Origin of the sequence: Olivibacter sp. LS-1, assembly GCF_008245145.1 — a bacterium.
GTDB classification, from domain to species: Bacteria; Bacteroidota; Bacteroidia; order Sphingobacteriales; family Sphingobacteriaceae; genus Olivibacter; species Olivibacter oleidegradans.
Genome location: NZ_CP041643.1, coordinates 6101654 through 6120892 on the forward strand (window position 1 = coordinate 6101654; position 19239 = coordinate 6120892).

Genomic DNA, 19239 nt, shown 5'->3' on the forward strand with positions numbered 1-19239 from the left:
ACGCGTGAAATATGAAAATTCTTAGCTATATCTTAATACTCATTATCGGACTTAGTTTTTCTTCTTGCAAGAAATTTCTGGAAGAGGAGCCCGCCTCCGTTATATCGGAAGATCAGTTTTATAAGACACAGGATGATGCACTCAATGCGGTAAACGCGGTATATTTTTTTCTTAACTCGGGCGGATCTTCTGTTCAAACACCTTACAACACCTTATTTAATACCGGGATGAACATGGCCGGTGATGATGAGGATCCAGGCCCTGGAGCGACGAACCCGGATGTACGGTCACTTTCCGTTCTGGCCCACTCATCTACCAATCTCCGAATTTATGAAATCTGGCAGCAGCATTATGCGGCTATTAAGCGTGCCAATGTGGCTTTAGCAAAAATCCCCAACATAGATTTCGACAGCAGTTTAAAAAACAGGTTACTGGCCGAGACAAAATTCTTACGTGCCTTATACTACTTTAATCTCGTTCGCTTGTATGGCGACGTTCCATTAGTACTTAGTTATGAAACCTATATTGATGCCAACGATTATGCAATTGCGCGGACACCTAGCACAGCGGTCTACGCACAGATTGAAAAGGACCTAAAGGAAGCTGCGGAAGTATTGCCGGATCGCTATGCAGCGCCCGATATCGGCCGGGCAACGGCTGGCGCTGCGAAAGCTTTATTGGCAAAAGTTTATTTAACGGAAGCATCTTTACCATTGAAGCTGGAGGACAATTATGCCAATGCCGTGCTAACAGCTGAAGAAGTGCTCTCTGCCCAAGATGGTGGTACCGGAAATTACGGATACGATCTTTTCGAAAACTATGCCGAGGTATTTCTTCCCGATTTTAAAAATGGGAAGGAACACATCTTTTCAGCCCAGTTTAAGTCAAATTCCCTTAATCAGGGTAATAATGAAAATCCACGTGCCATATTGAGCGGTGTTCCGGGATTGCGAGGGAACTATGCGCATATGGTACGTTATTATAAAGAAGGTAGCGATAATTTTTTCAGTATCTATAAATTGTATAAACCATCCGATAAACGCCGATCTGTCACTTTTGTTACCAGTTTCATCAGTCCGACGAACGGACGTCAATATGCGCTTCCGCTTAACAACCCCGCCGTACCGGGAGATTCGACGCCGTTTTTTCATAAATGGTGGGATCCCAATTCCACGGCTGTCCCAAGTGAATCAGCCGCCAATGTACCTATTATTCGGTATGCGGAACTTTTATTGATTCATGCCGAAGCAGAAAATGAGCAGAATGGCCCTACCCTTAAAGCGTATCAGTCGATCAATCGCGTGCGAAGGAGAGCGGGACTACCCGATTTGACACCTGGCCTCACCAAGGATCAATTTCGCGATTCGGTTTACCTTGATCGAAGGCTGGAGTTAGTATATGAATATCAACGTTGGTTTGATCTGATCAGAGAGAAAGATGCTTCGGGCAACAGTGTTTTTGTAAAAAGTCTACATAAGGTGGGTAAGACTAACGCTGCAGAGAAACATCAATTATACCCTATTCCGCAATCAGAAATCGACAACAATCATTTGCTAACACAAAACCCCGGTTTTTAAAAACATTGTATATGCAAGATAAAATGACTCCCAATAATCAATTATTATTATGAAGAAAATAATCAATACTTCTCTCTTTTTGCTAGGTACGCTCTCGGCAGTACAGGGGCAAAATATCACGCAACAGCAAGAACCTTTTAAAGGTGTTGTTGGTACCAATTATGCGAATTCAAAGGAATCTTGGGTAGACCCCATAAAAGCCCCCTCGAACGCGCCAAATGTCATCTGGATTTTATTGGATGATGTTGGATTTGGAGCAAGCAGTACGTTCGGTGGTTTAATTAATACCCCAACTTTTGACAGTTTAGCGAACAATGGTTTGCGCTATACCAATTTCCATACCGCAGCCATCTGTGCGCCCACGCGAGCGGCTCTTCTAACAGGCCGTAATCACCATCGTGTACATGAGGGTGGTTTCTCCCACCGTTGGTCAGCATTTGGCTTTCCGGGCTGGGATGGCCGAATACCTGCTGACAAAGGTACCATCGCCGAAATATTAAGAGAACAGGGTTACAGCACTTTCGCCGTGGGGAAGTACGGATTGACACCTGATCAGGACGCAACGGATGCAGGCCCTTTTGACCGATGGCCTTCCGGTAAGGGTTTCGAACATTTTTTTGGTTTTCTTGGGTCGGCAACAGACCAATATGAACCGGATTTAGTAGAAGACAATGCACACGTCACGCCCAATGGCAAGCATTTGAGCGAGCAAATAACCGATAAAGCGATCAGCTTTATTGACCGACAAAAAAGTGCAGCGCCTGACAAACCCTTCTTTTTGTATTATGCCCCGGGAGCTACGCATTCACCGCATCAAGTGGAACCTAAATGGCGGGATTTATATAAAGGAAAATTTGATAAGGGCTGGGATCATTACCGAGAACAAGTATTTAAAAGGCAAAAGGAATTGGGTATCATACCGGCTAATGCCAGCTTGCCTGCACGAAATCCCAATATCAAAGCCTGGGACAAATTATCGGCTGACGAGAAAAAGGTATATGCTCGCTTTTTTGAAGTCTATGCAGGCTATTTAACTTATACCGATTATGAAGTAAGTCGTTTAGTGAATCACCTAAAAGAGATCAATCAGTTGGATAATACGTTAATTTTTGTCATTCTCGGAGATAACGGAGCCAGTAAAGAAGGAACTTTATACGGTACCATCAAGCGCTCGCCGACAGCTGCCCTGCAACAGGATCTGAGCGAAGAGGAGGCGCTCAAGGTCAATCTGGCAAATTTCGATCTGATCGGCACTCCTCAAGCCACCAATGGAAACTATCCTTTAGGGTGGGCTCAAGCTGCCAATACACCATTTAAATATTGGAAGCAAGATGCGCACGCAGAGGGCGGAACACGAAATCCGTTAATTGTTTTTTATCCGAAATCGATTCAGGATAAAGGAGGGATTCGGAATCAATACGGCCATGTGAACGATTTATTACCCACCACGCTGGAATTTCTCAATATTAAAGCGCCTGCGTATATCCGTGGTATTAAACAGGATACCATTCAAGGAACGTCTTTGTTGTATTCTTTTGCTGAAAAGAACGCTCCATCACGTCACTCCGTCCAATACTATTACATTTTCGGTTCACGGGCTATCTATAAAGACGGTTGGAAGGCAAGCTTGGCCTTTAAGATTGCCGATGGTAAAGGGGGGAAAAGTCGCAATGTGAGCTTTGAAGACCCCAACCATATCGACTGGCAGCTATTTAACCTTCATGAAGACTTCAATGAACAACATGATTTGGCTAAGAAAAATCCCGCTAAACTCGAGGAGCTGAAAGCGTTATTCGAGGAGGAAGCAAAGAAAAACAATATATACCCCTATATAACCTGGGATGATGTTACTGATAGGCGAAATACATTGTCAAAACAATAATAACTCGGTGTCAAATAAATCAGATATAGAAAGATGAAACAATTAATCTTAGGCGTGCTATTACTGTTCACGCTAGAGGCAGTAATGGCACAAGAAAAAACAACTAACCTATTGCCTTTCGAGACATTTGAAAAAAAGCTATTGGCTGCCGGACCTGATCCCCAAATTTTGGACGCTCGTTCTGAAGAAGAGTTTATACAAAATCACGTAAAGGGAGCGCTGAATGTATCCGATGAAAAGCAGTTTAAATCAATAGTATCGAAATTAAGAAAGGAGGCGCCCGTATTTATTTACTCTATTGGCAACGGGCGAAGTGCTAAGTTGGCTGCGGTTTTGCGCGCACTGCATTTTAAGGAGGTGTATGAATTTCCGGGAGGACTTAGTAAATGGATAGCACAGGGGAAACCCGTTGAATCGACAGTGGGAGATGGTTTGTCATTGGCAGGATTTAACGAGCAAATTACATCAGAAAAGTTGGTATTAGTTGATGTCGGATCTCGTTATTGTGGCGGATGTAAAAAACTGAAACCGATCGTGGAGAAGTTAGCGGAAGAAAATAAGGATAAACTTAAATTGGTTAATATCGAAGCCTACGATAATAAGCAGCTAACGAAAGCGCTAGCTGTGGACGCATTACCGACACTCATCTTATACAAGGGAAAAGAGGTGGTTTGGAAAAAACATGGACTGAGTTCGGAAGAAGAAATTCTTACCGAGTTGAATAAACATAAAATTTAATGACATGACTTTTCAAGATATTGTTTTGTTGGCAAAAAAAATACTGGTAGGCCTTGTAGTAACAGCCATTCCCGTGTTGATTATCTTTTTTACGATTAGCTTTTTACAAAAACTTATTGCATAGGAGGTATTGAAATGAAATTGGAAAAAGAAGTTAAAGATCGGATTGTAAGAAATGTCCTGCTTAGTATATTTATTTACGCACTACCCATTTTGCTCATGTTTCTTTATTTCTATTTGACCGGTGAAAAACCTTGGGTTAAGTAGATGCGTGTAGAACTATTATCCATTATCCCTTAATGACACATTATTATGATACAATTTATTGAAGCCATATTTGAAAATTTAAACACATGGGGGCTTGCGGTGCTGACGCTGATTGTCGGTATTGCTGAGTTTTCGTTAGGCCTTTACGGAAAGGAATGGAATCGAAATGAAAAAATACTTGACCTTGCCTGCTATGCTTTGCCTAGATTGGTGACAAGGCCGTTAGTGGCTTATTTTGGGTTGAAACTTGTTCCCTTCGTTTTACCGCACGCAAAGGATGCATTTGAGTGGGTTCCCTTTTTCTGGGGCTTTGTGATTATCTGTATTTATGACGATTTGACGCAATATTGGTATCATCGGCTTCATCATGAAATCCCCTGGCTTTGGCGATTTCATCGAACACACCATTCGGCTTCGTATATGGGAATGGCCATGGCATCCAGACAAAATATTATTTATACGATCTTTTTCTCGCAAACTTACTTAACAGTTATTTTAGTGTATTTAGGTTTAGGTTACCCTGCTTTGTTTGCAAAGGGAATAAAGTCATTGATTACTAAAATGGCACATTCGAGTATTAAATGGGATAAACCTTTTTATGAAAAAAAATGGCTTCATCCACTTGCATGGATACTTGAAAGAACGATTTCCACACCGGCAACCCATCATGCTCACCATGCAGATACAACCGATGATGGGATAGGATATTACAAAGGAAATTTCGGTAATATGTTTTTCCTTTGGGATGTTATTTTTGGGACGGCGTTAATAACCCGGCAATACCCGAAATCTTATGGTATTTCTCATTATGAAGGTGATGAGTGGTACGCACAGCTCCTTTGGCCCCTATTAAAATCCAGCGTGCCCGGAAGCGAATTGGCTGCACATGGCCCGATGGTACGCGAAGACATCCAACCAAATGAGGTGGAAGTAAATAACACAAAGGAAGAAGTAACCGCACCCTTGGAAACCGACGGAATTCAACCGAGGTTCACCGCTTAAGCTGGTAATGAGAAAGGATTTTTTAAAAAAATCCTTTCTCATGTTAACATATTATGATAGATTTGATTCCATACTAATCAAATCAGATACTAAAAAATATGAGTGAAGGAATAACATCGGCCGAAACCGTTCTTCAGGAACAAGATTTATCGCCGGAATTACAAAATCTACCGAAGCGGAATTTTCTTACAGAGGATTGGACCGTCGTGATATTGGGTTTCATCATTATCGGCCTTGCTATTTTAGGTTTTCACGTGGAAGCACCCAAGTACAAATGGTCAGCTATTGAGAGCTTGTCTTCCGTGTTTGAAGCTGCGAACCTCCTCAAGCTATTCAAGCAGCTTATTTTTACTTTTGCGCTGCTGATTCTGGGGGGGCTGTTAACAGGTAGAAGAATAAAGCCATATTTGCTCGGTTTTCCCGTTGTATTTTTCTTAACGGCACTCGCCTTGCTATTAGCAGGCAATAAAACGATGGAAGATCTGGGATTGGAAGCCGTTATTTTCAGTCTGCTTGTAGGCCTATTGGTAGGCAATACGGTTAAACTGCCTGTTTGGCTTAAAGAAGCCTTATCGGCCGAACTTTTGGTGAAAATAGGCTTGGTATTGCTCGGAACAAATGTGATCTTTTCCGATATCCTCAAAGCGGGTTCACTAGGCCTCATCCAATCCTTAGTTGTTGTATTGTCAGTGTGGTATTTTTCTTTTTGGCTATGTAAGAAGTTTAAGATAGATGAAGAATTGGGTTTAATGTTATCCAGTGCCGTATCCATTTGCGGGGTTTCTGCCGCCATCGCTACATCAGGCGCTATACAAGGCGACTCCAAGAAATTATCATATGTTGTCTCTATGGTGTTAATTACGGCTATTCCCATGATGATTATCATGCCTTACATCGCGAATTATTTTGGTTTCTCGGAAGAAGTAACAGGAGCTTGGTTAGGCGGAAGTATCGATACCTCGGGAGCGGTGGTAGCCTCCGGTTCCCTGGTAGGCGAAACGGCGCTAAAAATAAGCACGATCGTTAAATTTTCTCAAAACGTCTTATTGGGAGTAGCTGCACTTGCTATTTCTGTTTATTGGACCTATACCAATCATCCTGCAGGAAAGGAAGCCGCCAACAAACCGAGTTTAGGTGTCATTTGGGAACGTTTCCCCAAATTTGTTTTAGGCTTTATCGCCGCGTCTTTATTATTTTCATTTTTCTTGCAACCCGATACGGTGGCGTCGGTAAAAGGGGATATAAAAAGTATACAAGGCTTATGGTTTGCCCTTGCGTTTACAAGTATCGGTTTAGAAACAAACTTTAAGGATTTAATCAGAGAGAATAGCAAGCGCCCATTTTGGGTTTTTCTAATCGCTCAGTTATTTAATATCATCCTTACCTTAGTACTGGCAATGCTTCTTTTCGGATAGATGAATAGGAGAAGGAATGAAATTTACGACAGGTTAAAGAAGGAGCAAACAGTGCAAGCGATATTATGCAATCTATGAACAACTATAGCAATCGATGGATTCAGGCTTTGGTAGGCGGAGCAATGATATTATCAGCCTGTAATTCAACTGCGGATAAATCAGCCAATCAAAAAGACTCCGTAGCAATGTGTGTTTCAGAAGGAATTCCTTCACGAGCTGCAGCCGTAAAAAAGACACAAGAAAACCTGTTACAAGGAGCTGATGATGCGAAGATGGTTTTTATTAAAGGAGGCTTTTTTCAAATGGGTTCAAGCGAGTTTGCTGATACCCAGCCGATTCATGAGGTGAAGGTCCATGATTTTTGGATGGATGAGCACGAGGTAACCAATGCGCAATTCGCTAAGTTTGTAGAGGCTACCGGTTACATCACCGTAGCGGAAAGGGCTCTGGACCCGGCCGACTTCCCCGGAGTTTCGAGGGATTTACTCGTTCCGGGATCGGCGGTATTCACGCCCCCCAAAGAGCCGGTAAATCTAAATAACCATCTACAATGGTGGAAGTATGTGCCCGGAGCTTCTTGGCGACAGCCTAAAGGGCCTGGGAGTAACATTAATGGAAAGGAAAACGAACCCGTTGTTCAAGTAAGCTATGAAGATGCAGAGGCATTCGCCAAATGGGCCGGAAAGCGCCTGCCCACCGAAGCGGAATGGGAATATGCTGCGCGTGCCGGACAAGTGGGAAAAAAGTATTATTGGGGGGATGAATTAAAACCGCAAGGTAAATGGGTTGCCAATACCTATCAGGGAAATTTTCCGGTGAGTAATGCCGCAGAAGATGGCTTTGCGGAGCTTGCTCCCGTAAAATCCTTTCCAGCAAACGCATATGGTTTATATGACATGGAAGGAAATGTTTGGGAATGGTGTGCTGATTTCTATCGTCCCGATGCTTATGAGCATGCGGAGAAGGATAATCCCAAGGGCCCAAGTGATAGTTATGATCCGGCCGAACCGGGGCTGGTCAAGCGTGTCCAACGAGGCGGCTCATTTTTATGTAACGAGCAATATTGTGAACGTTACAAAGCAGGTAGCAGAGGAAAAGGAGAAGTGAGTAGTGCAAGCAATAACCTAGGCTTCAGGTGTGTACAGGATCAGGCACCTTAACAGCCCTATTGTACAGGAATGTACAATGAATAGAACATCGATGAAATATTTTATAAATAAAAACATTTCATCGATGTTTCAGCAACTCACTGGCATGTTTCAAAGCCGCTTCGCCCGGATTGCTGCCACTTAACATTTGCGCAACCTCAACCACCCGTTCTTCGTCGCTTAGCTTCCGCATATTACTGCGTGTTACTTCTCCTGCTTCTGCTTTATAGACTTTGTAATGGGCATTTCCCTTCGATGCAATTTGCGGTAAATGGGTGATGGCAATAACCTGCATGTGTTTAGCCATTTCTTCCATAACATTTCCGACTTTAAGGGCAACTTCGCCCGAAATACCGGTATCAATTTCATCAAAAATGATGGTTGGAAGTGCCGAACTTTTAGCAATGAGCGATTTAATGGCCAGCATCAATCGCGACAATTCCCCACCTGAGGCAACTTTATTTAATGGCTGTGGCACCTGTCCCTTATTTGCTGTGAAAAGGAAACGTACCGTATCTGCTCCGGATAAACGCAATGTACTTGAATCCAGCTCAATAGACAAAACACTATTTGGCATACCTACTTCTGATAACACCTCAATCACTGCTTTTTGTACCAATGGGATGGCCTTTTGTCGATTGGCCCTTAGTTCTTCGGCTAGCTTTTCACTAGCCTCACGGAGCGCATCGCTCTCTGCCTTAAGTTTTGCAATCTCCTCATCATTGGACGAGAGTTTAATAAGCTTGTTTTCCAAATCTTTCTGTATGGCTAAAAGCTCTGCAACACTGCTTACATGATGTTTCTGTTGTAATTGATAGAGTAAACTCAGGCGCTCGTTTACCTCGGTTAGACGTCCCTCATCAAAAAGAATGTGCTGCTCGGTCCGTTCTACTTCTTCCGCAATGTCCTTAATTTCTATCAAAGCACTTTGCAAGCGTTCACTTAACTCATGGAGATTACTGACATAACGCTCCGCTTGCTGTATCTGCAGTCCTGCCTCCTTCAATGAATTAATAACAGGTTGCTCCTGCTCACTTAACAAAAAGTTGGCAGCCAATAAGGCGCGCTTAATTTCTTCCGCATGGCTCAGTTGATTCTGCTCCTGTTCCAAGGCCTCCTGTTCATCGCCATTCAATTTGGCAGCGGCCAATTCGTCATATAAAAACTGATGATAGTCGGCCTCGCTTTGCGCCTGCTTACTTTCCTCTATCAAGTCATGAAGAGCCTGTGTTACCTGTCTATATTTCCTAAAGGTTTCTTGATAGGTTTTTAAGAGCGATCCATTTTCACCAACACTATCAAGGGTCATAAGCTGAAAATCCTCTGTATTGATTTCCAAGGTAGCGTGCTGTGAGTGGATATCAATCAGCCGTTCGCCCAATGCTTTAAGGGTGCTAAGCGTAACCGGGGTGTCATTTACAAAAGCCCTGGATTTCCCATCGGCACTTATTTCCCTACGGAGGATGGTTTCAGGCTCATAATCGAGATCCTCTTCCTGAAAAAAATCACCTAGATTATATTCTTCAATTTGAAAAAAACCTTCGATTACACATTTCTGCGCCTGATTATAGAAGTATTTGCTTTCGGCTCTTTGCCCGAGAATGAGGGATAAGGCTCCTAATATAATGGATTTCCCTGCACCGGTTTCACCCGTCAATATATTGAGCCCTTTGGCGGGACTGATATCAAGTTCATCTATTAAAGCGTAGTTTTTTATTAATAAGCGCTTAAGCATCTGTATCGGATCGTGTTTTTTTTAAAGACTCTTTATTGTTTCGTACTTATTGCTATTTCCCGGGTCGGCCTCTGATAATATATTGATTGCCTTTATTTTCTCCGGTCCTGTTAATCCGCCGATTAAGTTTGCCAACTCATCGGATTTGGCAGTGAAAAAAGCTTGGTTGTACATGGCCCCCTGCGCCATCCGATCTACCTTCACTAGGAGCGGTAGCAAGTCGATCAACTTTCGTTTCGAAGCATTCTGATTATCTGCCATTTTATCCAATACATCTAAATGATAACGATAAGAAAAGCTACGTAGCGGTTCATAATTATTGTCGAGCATGTTATTTACCAACCAGAAACGGTTGTTCATGCTCTCGATCGATTTCCAGCCTGCAAAATTGGCTGTCTGCGCATTGTTCAGTACGTTCTGCGCCAGTGTATAATAGGGTGTTCCACCTTTCTCACTAAACGAATCAGCGTCGAGCCCCACAATAAGGTAGGCGTAATAGGCTAACAACGAAGTGATATTGCTTAGATATTGCTGCGCGGAAAAATCCAAGGGCTCTCCTTCTGTATAGGTGAAATCGAAGTTCTTATCGGATAAAGTAAGAATAGGGCTGTTATAGGTGGTATTGTAGACCGGTCGCGTTGAAATAATCTGCGCCTCGGCTTTGTAGTTGCTGCTACCGTCCCACTCTTTCACTGTAATAACGAAGCTGCAGTCGATACGTTCTTCAGGCAGGATTTGCTGATTACTCCATTTCTTATTATTAAGGAAGTCCGTCATTGCTTGCTGCAATACATCGAAAGCACGCTTATTGGTTGCTTGAACCTGCGGCGACAAAATCTGCACCCGCGCATTTAAGTCTTGCGCCCATGCCGGTGCCAGCGTCGCAATGCTGAATAGAAGAAAAGAAACGAAGGTTCTTGTCATATTATACATGATTAGCATCAAAGGTACGTAATAAGGTAAAATTAAAAATTAAAAATTAAAAAAGCTGACAGCAAAACTTCATCTTCCCTAAAGAGCGCTTCTCAATAGATGAAACCTGCATGAGTTGCAACTCAAAAAAGATAAGAATAAATCTAAGCTCATGCAAGCTTCATTGCCATTAAAAAATAGATTATTCTAATGAAAAAAAGTGTAATTTTACCCCCTTATATAAATACAGTTTACAATAAATCAAACCGATATGGCATACAACCTACTGAAAGGTAAAAGAGGTATTATATCCGGCGCGTTAAATTCCAGTTCTATTGCATGGAAGGTTGCCGAGAAAGCACATGAAGAAGGTGCTACATTTGTGTTAACTAACGCTCCTATCGCTATGCGTATGGGCGAACTCAATGAACTAGCTTCAAAAACAGGTGCGGAAATTATTCCTGCGGACGCAACCAGTGTAGACGATTTAACCAATCTATTCACCAAATCCCAAGAGATTTTAGGCGGTAAAATCGATTTTGTGTTACACTCCATTGGTATGAGTGTAAACGTGCGTAAAAGCATTCCTTATACCGAAGCTAATTACGACTTCTTTCAAAAGGGCATGGACGTATCAGCTTTGTCATTGCATAAAATGCTTCAAGTAGCGATGAAATTAGATGCCATTAATGAATGGGGAAGTGTAGTAGCCTTAACCTATGCAGCCGCTCAACGCACCTACTCCTTCTACAACGATATGGCTGATATCAAAGCTGCCTTAGAATCCATTGCGAGAAGCTTCGGTTATCATTATGGTGTCGCCAAAAAGGTACGTGTTAATACCGTTTCACAGTCGCCTACCAAAACCACTGCCGGACAGGGTATCAAAGGCTTTGGCGATTTCTTTGATTTTGCCGATGCCATGTCACCACTAGGCAATGCCAGCGCAGAACAATGTGCTGATTACTGTATTACCTTATTCTCAGACTTGACCCGCATGGTGACCATGCAGAACTTATACCACGATGGTGGATATTCTTCTACCGGTGTTACCAGCACCATTTTGGAGAAATTCGGTATTGAAGGGTAAGTGTTCAATAATTATATTTTTCAGCAAAAAGCAACGGGGAATTTCCGTTGCTTTTTTGTTTAGATATTGCCTTAGCGTTAACAGCAAGGACTCCGCTACGACGTACTCAGTCAGGAGGTTTTTGCCATCCCCCGATAACTAGGAGGAAGACATTCAAGATGAATAAAATATTTTGGTAAATGTATATAGGTTTATACTTTAAATTTTCAGTTTCGCCTGTAAATTATTATCTTGTCTTCGCGTTTAATACAATAACGCTCCTTTCAAATACCTATTAAAAACAGCAAATTTCTTTGAACTATAAAATGGCCAAGTAGCCATTTGCTAGGGACCTTCTTCGGGGTGAGTCCAGGGTGAGTCCACATTGAGTCCAGGGTGAGTCCACGTTTTAAGTTAAAAACCTGGACTCACCCTGGAAATGATATAGATTGCATGTTCAATAAAGGCGAAGAAGATATGAAGAAAGTATAGACTTGGTATGAGGAAAAGAAGAACCGGAATTAATAATTGAAACGGCCAAGTATTGGCTAAAAGCGAATATATAAATTATGGCGAAGATTAACAAAAACGGACGACTGAGCGGAAAAAAAGGACATGAAGTTTATCGGGATGTAAATGGCGAATCCATCGTACAAAGTATGCCGAGAGTGGTAAAGCAAACCACCAATACCCGCATTGCTGCGCACGAATTTGGTATCAGCAGCAATGCAACCAAAATTATCCGACAGATAGGGAGTTTGCTTTTTGAGTATATGGATCCTTATGTTTCGGGCAGGTTAAATGCGGTTATGCAAAAATGCGTCAGTCAACTCCCGGAAGCCGCTGGCCACAAAAACCTAAACCAAATAGATCCTAGCCCCTTTATCGGTTTCCAATTCAATCCGGATGCTCCTTTTGAGAAAACCTTGCATGTTTTTCCCCGCTGTTCGATTCAGCCAGACGGTACCGTAGAGATCACTATCGATGCCATCACACCGAAACAAAATATTCCCTTCTTGCAACGCGATATCAATCCCGATCCCGGGGCTTTTCTCCGGGTCGCATTGGTAAGTATCGACTATGCGCAGGAAGCATATCAAATACTGGCACAGGAAGAAATTATGCTCGTTAAATCAAAAATGGAACAACCTCCGCTGCCCGCCACCTTTGATGTACAATGGAAATGCCTTAAAAAATTACCCAAAGAAGCCTTGGTATTTGTCTATTTTTCTTTGCATTATTATCAACTCGACTGGCTAGAACATCGAAAAATGATTGGCGAAAAAACAATGAATCCCGCCGGTTTCTTACACGCTTTTTGCGTTAATGAGGAAATGTATATAAAAAATCAGGCAACGGCCATCGGCCCCGACCATAAACCACTAAGAGAAGCTGAATGGTTTTACACCATACTTTTAGAAAAGAAGACCGAAATCGATCGTATTAAAGCAAAAGCAGAAAAAAAGAGGAAGAAATGATTTGTGACACAAATCAGTGAGCTACTTGCTTTCAAAAAATTAACTACCAAGCGATCAACTGTGCCATAACAACCTCATTCTTATTCTAGACTTTACAAACTTTCTTACAGTGGTCTCTGAATAATAGAAAAACCGCGATAAAAAGCATGCAAAGAACAAGTACAAACAAATAATAGAGAATCTTCTTGAAGAAAACTGATAAGGAAATTAAAACGTAAAGAGTTCTATGAAAAATTCAACACTTCAATCTGGTTAAGGAAACAAATTGAATCTCTCACAAATTAGTATTTACGTCGGCACTCGAGAATATAGAAGTGTCTTGAGTGCCAACAAAATTATTCTACATAATCAGCATCTGACAATGTCACTTTAAATACAACATCGTAGTTAGGAATAGGCACTTCGAAATCTCCATTATTAATTGGGTCTTCGCCATAAATATTTATTTGACCTACACTATACCTAACAGAATAGGCAATTCCATTAAAAGTGGAAGGCAATATATCATAAGAAGTTTCGCCATCTTCACTAATTGCCACGCTGACGTTTCCCTGCTCGATGTAATATCGATCCAACTCCGCAATCGGTAAAGTTGTTTGTATATTAAGCCCATTTTCCGAGACGCCCCACTCGTCGGGCGTTATTGTATAAATGAACGTTCGCGGTAAAACAGCACGTTCGACAACTTCTGTCTTTTCACACCCACTCATACCTACCAAACCTACTAAGGCAATCATTAAAAATAAATACTTCTTCATTCGCTATTTGTTTTTAGTTGTTCGTTATTGGTTATTCGTTGCCAGCCATTCGTTATTCGTTCTTGGTTGTTCGTTATTGGTGACGGCGTTCGTAAGGGCAATACTACTTAACTAGACTAGTTAATTGTTAACGGTTATCATTATTCGTACCAACATTATCACATTAACTAATTAGCTAATCCCCTATTCAACGTCTCAACCACTCAACGAGTATCTACTTCTTAGAGTGACAAAACATGAAAAGGTTTAAGCAAGAATCGCTCCATAATTTAATTTAGTGAATAGGGAGTAGTTAATATGGAGTATGGAGTAGCATTATCCTCTTTTTCAACGCATAGTGAATAACGTAATTTCACCTCATTTTGTTATCCTTGTAGTAGAAATAACAAAGATGCCATGACGAACATTCAAATAAAATACAATTTACTTGATGCCGCTTCACAAAAAGAGGTAAGCGACTTTGTTGATTTTCTATTAAACAAAAAGAAAAAAAAGTGGAGAATCTCTCTTCCTACAAAAAGAAAATATTAAAAGTTTCCGCTTGGGCAGAAGAAGATATTAAACGAATTGAGGAGGCTCAAAAGCATATTAACAACTGGGTCCACTCCCCTACTCAACTATTTTCCTATTCAACTATTGGCTAATTAAATCAACGGTTCGACTACTCAACGATTTAACAAATCCCCAACAAAAAAAGCGTCACGCAAATGCGCGACGCTTTTTTCTATATTAAGCTGATAGCCGATTGCTGAAAGCCCTTAGCTACTTACTATTGCTTCCGTCTTTCTCATCTTCATGCTCTTTCTCGATATCTGTAGGCTTAGCCGACTTCTTACTATCGCTCTTATGTGAGCCATTTACCACAATCTCTTCTTTTTCCTTATTGTAGTCAATTTCTAAAGTAGCGCCATCTGCTAAATCACCTTTCAGAATTTCTTCCGCAATTGGATCTTCCAAGTACTTCTGAATGGCACGTTTCAATGGACGAGCTCCGAAATTACTGTCAAAGCCCTTCTCCGCAATGAATTCTTTCGCACCTTCTGTTAAGTTCACGGTATAGCCCAAACCTTGGATACGGGTGAACAATGCTTTCAACTCGATATCGATAATCTTGAAGATCTCTTCTTTACCAAGTGAATTGAACACAATCACATCGTCAACGCGGTTTAAGAACTCCGGAGCAAAAGCGCGTTTTAAGGCATTCTCGATGACACTCCGAGAATGCGTCTCAGCCTGTGTAGCCTTCGCACTAGTAGTGAAACCTACGCCTTGACCAAAGTCTTTCAATTGACGGGCACCGATATTCGAAGTCATGATAACGATCGTATTTCTAAAATCCACTCTTCTACCCAAACTATCGGTTAACTGTCCTTCGTCCAATACCTGTAATAGCAAGTTGAACACATCCGGGTGAGCTTTTTCGATTTCATCTAATAGAACTACAGAATACGGTTTGCGACGTACCTTTTCAGTTAACTGACCGCCTTCTTCATAACCGACATATCCTGGAGGCGCTCCTACCAAACGTGATACAGCAAATTTTTCCATGTATTCGCTCATATCGATCTGGATCAAAGAATCCTCGCTGTCGAACATAAAACGTGCTAACTCTTTCGCTAATTCCGTTTTACCGACACCTGTAGGCCCTAAGAAGATAAAGGAACCGATTGGTTTTTTCGGATCTTTCAAACCGGCACGGGTACGTTGAATCGCCTTCACAAGTTTCTTCACCGCATCGTCCTGCCCGATAATCCTTCCTTTCATCGATTCGGCCATGTTTAGCAGCTTTTGGCTGTCGGTTTGTCCAACACGTTGAACCGGAATACCGGTCATCATCGACACCACTTGAGCAACATCATCTTCCGTAACGGTATAACGTTTGGTTTTCGTTTCTGCTTCCCAAGCTTGCTTTTCACGATCCAACTCTTCCAGTAATTTCTTCTCCGTATCACGAAGCTTAGCAGCTTCCTCATACTTCTGACTACGAACTACTTTATTCTTCTCCACTTTGATATCTTCGATTTTCTCTTCAATATCAATGATGCTCTGAGGAACATGAATATTTGTTAGGTGAACACGTGACCCTGCTTCATCCAAGGCATCAATTGCCTTGTCCGGCAAGAATCGGTCAGTAATGTAGCGAGTAGTTAAACTCACACAGGCTTCAATCGCCTCCGGTGTAAAAGTTACCGCGTGGTGCTCTTCATACTTATCCTTGATACGGTTAAGAATTTCAATCGTCTCCTCATGCGTTGCCGGTTCGATCATTACTTTTTGGAAACGACGGTCTAAGGCGCCATCCTTTTCAATATACTGGCGATATTCATCCAGCGTAGTAGCTCCGATACATTGAATTTCTCCACGTGCCAAAGCCGGTTTAAACATGTTCGAAGCATCCAGTGATCCGGAAGCTCCGCCGGCGCCCACGATGGTATGAATTTCATCGATAAATAAAATCACATCAGGTGATTTTTCGAGTTCATTCATCACCGCCTTCATCCGCTCTTCAAATTGACCGCGGTATTTAGTACCTGCGACTAGGGAAGCCAAATCTAAGGTAACTACTCTCTTGTTAAAGAGCACCCTAGAAACTTTCCGTTGTACAATGCGCAAGGCTAAGCCTTCGGCAATAGCCGATTTACCAACTCCCGGTTCACCAATTAAAATCGGGTTATTCTTTTTACGACGTGAAAGAATCTGAGATACGCGTTCAATCTCTTTTTCACGTCCAACGATTGGATCTAAACGTCCTTCTTCTGCAGCTTTGGTCAAGTCGCGACCAAAGTTATCCAGTACCGGGGTTTTCGATTTAATATCTGACACTTTTTTAGGTTGGCTGAAGCTATCTTCATCGCGGAAATCATCATCTCCCGCAGCCGAACCGGCTGCTTGGTCGGTGATTTCCGTTTTGTTCTGCTCTACCTCAGCTTTGAAAATATCATAATTGATATGGAATTGCTGAAGTATCTGAGAAGCAATATTATCTTCGTCTCTTAAGATAGAAAGTAATAGATGCTCGGTGCCAATAATTTCGCTCTTAAATATCTTAGCTTCTAGGTAAGTAATCTTGAGCACTTTTTCCGCCTGCTTCGTCAGTGGAATATTGCCAAGATTAGCCGAAGTGGATGACGTCCCTTTTACAGCCTCTTCGATGGAGCGGCGTAAACGGGCAGTATCTACCCCCACATGCTTTAATATTTTGATTGCTAAACCATCTCCCTCGCGGATCAGGCCCAGCAAGAGATGCTCGGTGCCGATGTAGTCGTGTCCAAGTCGAAGCGCTTCTTCCCTGCTATAGGAGATAACGTCTTTTACGCGTGGCGAGAATTTTGCTTCCATGAATGTATTTACCTTTCTTTTAATGCTCTAATGTATAAAATTATTAATTAAAACTTTGAGCGCTTTATGTAACTTTTATCAACAATTACGCCATTTCTCTCATATGCAATTCTTGTCAGTCTTTATGATACCTAAAGTTACGCGTTTATGACTAAATATCGCCATCTTTGCAGTAGAATTTTATCACGAATATGTCAGACGAGAAAGTAATATTTTCGATGGCCGGTGTAAATAAGATTTACCCGCCTCAAAAACAGGTACTAAAAAATATCTATTTATCTTTTTTCTACGGTGCTAAAATTGGCGTAATTGGTTTAAATGGCTCCGGAAAATCTTCCCTCTTAAAAATCATAGCCGGTTTAGACAAATCTTACCAGGGTGAAGTTGTTTTTTCTCCGGGGTATTCGGTGGGTTATTTAGCGCAAGAACCTATTTTAGACCCCGCAAAAACAGTGAAAGAAGTAGTGGAAGAGGGAGTCGCTGAAACGAAGGCCATCTTAACGGAATACGAGGAAATTAATGAAAAATTCGGGTTGCCGGAGGTGTATGAAAACCCGGATGAGATGGAAAAATTAATGAATCGACAAGGTGAACTACAGGATAAAATCGACGCCACCGGTGCTTGGGAATTGGACAATAAGCTTGAACGGGCCATGGATGCCCTGCGCTGCCCCGACCCCGACGCATCCATTGCCAATTTGTCAGGAGGCGAGCGCAGAAGAGTGGCATTATGTCGGCTTCTACTTCAAGAGCCGGACGTGTTACTGTTAGACGAGCCAACGAACCACCTGGATGCCGAGTCGATCGACTGGCTGGAACAGCACCTACAACAATATAAAGGAACGGTGATTGCGGTAACACACGATCGCTATTTCTTGGATAATGTGGCCGGATGGATTTTGGAGCTAGATCGCGGGGAAGGTATTCCTTGGAAAGGCAATTACTCTTCCTGGTTAGATCAAAAGGCTAAACGTCTGGCACAGGAAGAAAAGACGGAAAGTAAACGCCAAAAAACACTCGAACGGGAGTTGGAATGGGTGCGGATGGCTCCGAAAGCGCGTCACGCTAAATCCAAGGCCCGTCTTTCCAATTACGAAAAGTTGGCTTCTGAAGAAACGAAGGAAAGGGAAGAAAAGTTGGAGCTCTTTATTCCTCCAGGCCCTCGTTTGGGAAATGTAGTGATTGAAGCGCAAAATGTAACCAAGGCTTACGGCGATAAAGTGCTGTTTGAAAACCTCACTTTTTCACTTCCTCCTGCGGGCATTGTTGGTATTATAGGACCAAATGGTGCAGGAAAAACTACATTGTTCCGATTAATCACCGGACAAGAGCAACCGGACAGCGGCTCCTTCCGGGTAGGAGAAACCGTTGCATTGGGTTATGTGGATCAAATGCATGACGACTTAGATCCGAACAAAAACGTCTGGGAAAATATCACCGGAGGGCACGATAATATCGTCCTAGGGAATCGCACCGTTAATTCCCGGGCTTATGTTTCCAAATTCAACTTCAATGGTGCCGACCAGCAGAAAAAAATCGACGTACTATCGGGCGGTGAGCGCAATCGCGTGCACTTAGCCATTACCCTTAAGAAAAGTTCCAATGTTTTACTGCTGGACGAACCAACCAATGATATTGATGTGAATACGCTTCGAGCGTTGGAGGAGGGTCTCGAGAATTTTGGTGGCTGTGCCGTGATTATATCACACGACCGTTGGTTTTTAGATCGAATCTGTACACACATCCTCGCTTTTGAAGGCGATTCCCAAGTTTATTTCTTTGAAGGAAACTACTCGGAGTATGAAGAGAACCGGAAGAAACGATTGGGAGACACGGGACCAAAGCGGATTAAATACAAGAAGCTGGTGAAATAGTTGCGAGTTATTAGTTGTTTGTTATTAGTTATTAGTTGTTCGTTA

13 protein-coding genes are annotated in these 19239 nt (G+C 42.2%); 9 read left to right on the plus strand and 4 right to left on the minus strand.

Annotation, left to right across the window (positions count from 1 at the left end; translation table 11 throughout):
• Positions 1–11 precede the first annotated feature (11 nt).
• From FKG96_RS25555 to FKG96_RS25580, 6 genes are all read left to right on the plus strand, one after another.
• Positions 12–1577, plus strand: a complete 1566-nt coding sequence (locus FKG96_RS25555) for a RagB/SusD family nutrient uptake outer membrane protein (protein WP_130858535.1) — start codon at positions 12–14, stop codon at positions 1575–1577.
• A 49-nt stretch (positions 1578–1626) separates the two neighbouring features.
• Entirely contained in the window at positions 1627–3459 is a 1833-nt protein-coding gene (locus FKG96_RS25560; RefSeq protein WP_130858536.1) for an arylsulfatase, read from the plus strand.
• 33 nt (positions 3460–3492) lie between these two features.
• The gene (locus FKG96_RS25565) at positions 3493–4197 is read left to right on the plus strand and encodes a thioredoxin domain-containing protein (RefSeq protein WP_130858537.1); all 705 of its coding nucleotides are present in this window, start codon (positions 3493–3495) and stop codon (positions 4195–4197) included.
• A 312-nt stretch (positions 4198–4509) separates the two neighbouring features.
• Positions 4510–5466: a sterol desaturase family protein gene (locus tag FKG96_RS25570; protein ID WP_130858538.1), complete on the plus strand. Its 957-nt coding sequence runs from the start codon at positions 4510–4512 to the stop codon at positions 5464–5466.
• A gap of 98 nt (positions 5467–5564) precedes the next feature.
• Entirely contained in the window at positions 5565–6881 is a 1317-nt protein-coding gene (locus tag FKG96_RS25575; RefSeq protein WP_013663705.1) for a YeiH family protein, read from the plus strand.
• A gap of 65 nt (positions 6882–6946) precedes the next feature.
• Complete coding sequence (locus tag FKG96_RS25580; RefSeq protein ID WP_130858539.1) at positions 6947–8041, plus strand: formylglycine-generating enzyme family protein; 1095 nt, start codon at positions 6947–6949, stop codon at positions 8039–8041.
• 67 nt (positions 8042–8108) lie between these two features.
• Here FKG96_RS25580 and recN read toward each other — a convergent pair whose 3' ends face one another.
• On the minus strand, positions 8109–9764 hold the full coding sequence (recN, locus tag FKG96_RS25585) for a DNA repair protein RecN (protein ID WP_130858540.1): 1656 nt from the start codon (positions 9762–9764) through the stop codon (positions 8109–8111).
• Positions 9765–9785: 21 nt separating this feature from the next.
• Positions 9786–10688, minus strand: coding sequence for a DUF4835 family protein (locus FKG96_RS25590; RefSeq protein WP_130858541.1), 903 nt, complete (start codon positions 10686–10688; stop codon positions 9786–9788).
• Positions 10689–10947: 259 nt separating this feature from the next.
• On the opposite strand from FKG96_RS25590, the gene FKG96_RS25595 reads away from it, so the two are divergent.
• Both FKG96_RS25595 and FKG96_RS25600 read left to right on the plus strand, forming a co-directional pair.
• Complete coding sequence (locus FKG96_RS25595) at positions 10948–11766, plus strand: enoyl-ACP reductase (protein ID WP_013663709.1); 819 nt, start codon at positions 10948–10950, stop codon at positions 11764–11766.
• Positions 11767–12314: 548 nt separating this feature from the next.
• Positions 12315–13223, plus strand: coding sequence for a hypothetical protein (locus tag FKG96_RS25600; protein WP_130858542.1), 909 nt, complete (start codon positions 12315–12317; stop codon positions 13221–13223).
• A gap of 335 nt (positions 13224–13558) precedes the next feature.
• On the opposite strand, the gene FKG96_RS25605 is transcribed toward FKG96_RS25600, so the two are convergent.
• Both FKG96_RS25605 and FKG96_RS25610 read right to left on the minus strand, forming a co-directional pair.
• A complete protein-coding gene (locus tag FKG96_RS25605; protein WP_130858543.1) occupies positions 13559–13981 on the minus strand; it encodes a hypothetical protein in 423 nt (140 codons plus the stop codon).
• A gap of 762 nt (positions 13982–14743) precedes the next feature.
• Positions 14744–17320, minus strand: coding sequence for an ATP-dependent Clp protease ATP-binding subunit (locus FKG96_RS25610; protein WP_130858544.1), 2577 nt, complete (start codon positions 17318–17320; stop codon positions 14744–14746).
• 191 nt (positions 17321–17511) lie between these two features.
• Here FKG96_RS25610 and ettA point away from each other — a divergent pair, with 191 nt between their 5' ends.
• The gene (gene ettA / locus FKG96_RS25615; RefSeq protein ID WP_130858545.1) at positions 17512–19194 is read left to right on the plus strand and encodes an energy-dependent translational throttle protein EttA; all 1683 of its coding nucleotides are present in this window, start codon (positions 17512–17514) and stop codon (positions 19192–19194) included.
• The last annotated feature ends 45 nt before the right edge of the window (positions 19195–19239 follow it).

Bases quoted from the DNA above. Each gene is read 5' to 3' on its own strand.
- FKG96_RS25555 (WP_130858535.1), top strand. From the start codon at position 12: ATGAAAATTCTTAGCTATATCTTAATACTCATTATCGGACTTAGTTTT.
- FKG96_RS25560 (WP_130858536.1), top strand. From the start codon at position 1,627: ATGAAGAAAATAATCAATACTTCTCTCTTTTTGCTAGGTACGCTCTCG.
- FKG96_RS25565 (WP_130858537.1), top strand. From the start codon at position 3,493: ATGAAACAATTAATCTTAGGCGTGCTATTACTGTTCACGCTAGAGGCA.
- FKG96_RS25570 (WP_130858538.1), top strand. From the start codon at position 4,510: ATGATACAATTTATTGAAGCCATATTTGAAAATTTAAACACATGGGGG.
- FKG96_RS25575 (WP_013663705.1), top strand. From the start codon at position 5,565: ATGAGTGAAGGAATAACATCGGCCGAAACCGTTCTTCAGGAACAAGAT.
- FKG96_RS25580 (WP_130858539.1), top strand. From the start codon at position 6,947: ATGCAATCTATGAACAACTATAGCAATCGATGGATTCAGGCTTTGGTA.
- recN (WP_130858540.1), bottom strand. From the start codon at position 9,764: ATGCTTAAGCGCTTATTAATAAAAAACTACGCTTTAATAGATGAACTT.
- FKG96_RS25590 (WP_130858541.1), bottom strand. From the start codon at position 10,688: ATGACAAGAACCTTCGTTTCTTTTCTTCTATTCAGCATTGCGACGCTG.
- FKG96_RS25595 (WP_013663709.1), top strand. From the start codon at position 10,948: ATGGCATACAACCTACTGAAAGGTAAAAGAGGTATTATATCCGGCGCG.
- FKG96_RS25600 (WP_130858542.1), top strand. From the start codon at position 12,315: ATGGCGAAGATTAACAAAAACGGACGACTGAGCGGAAAAAAAGGACAT.
- FKG96_RS25605 (WP_130858543.1), bottom strand. From the start codon at position 13,981: ATGAAGAAGTATTTATTTTTAATGATTGCCTTAGTAGGTTTGGTAGGT.
- FKG96_RS25610 (WP_130858544.1), bottom strand. From the start codon at position 17,320: ATGGAAGCAAAATTCTCGCCACGCGTAAAAGACGTTATCTCCTATAGC.
- ettA (WP_130858545.1), top strand. From the start codon at position 17,512: ATGTCAGACGAGAAAGTAATATTTTCGATGGCCGGTGTAAATAAGATT.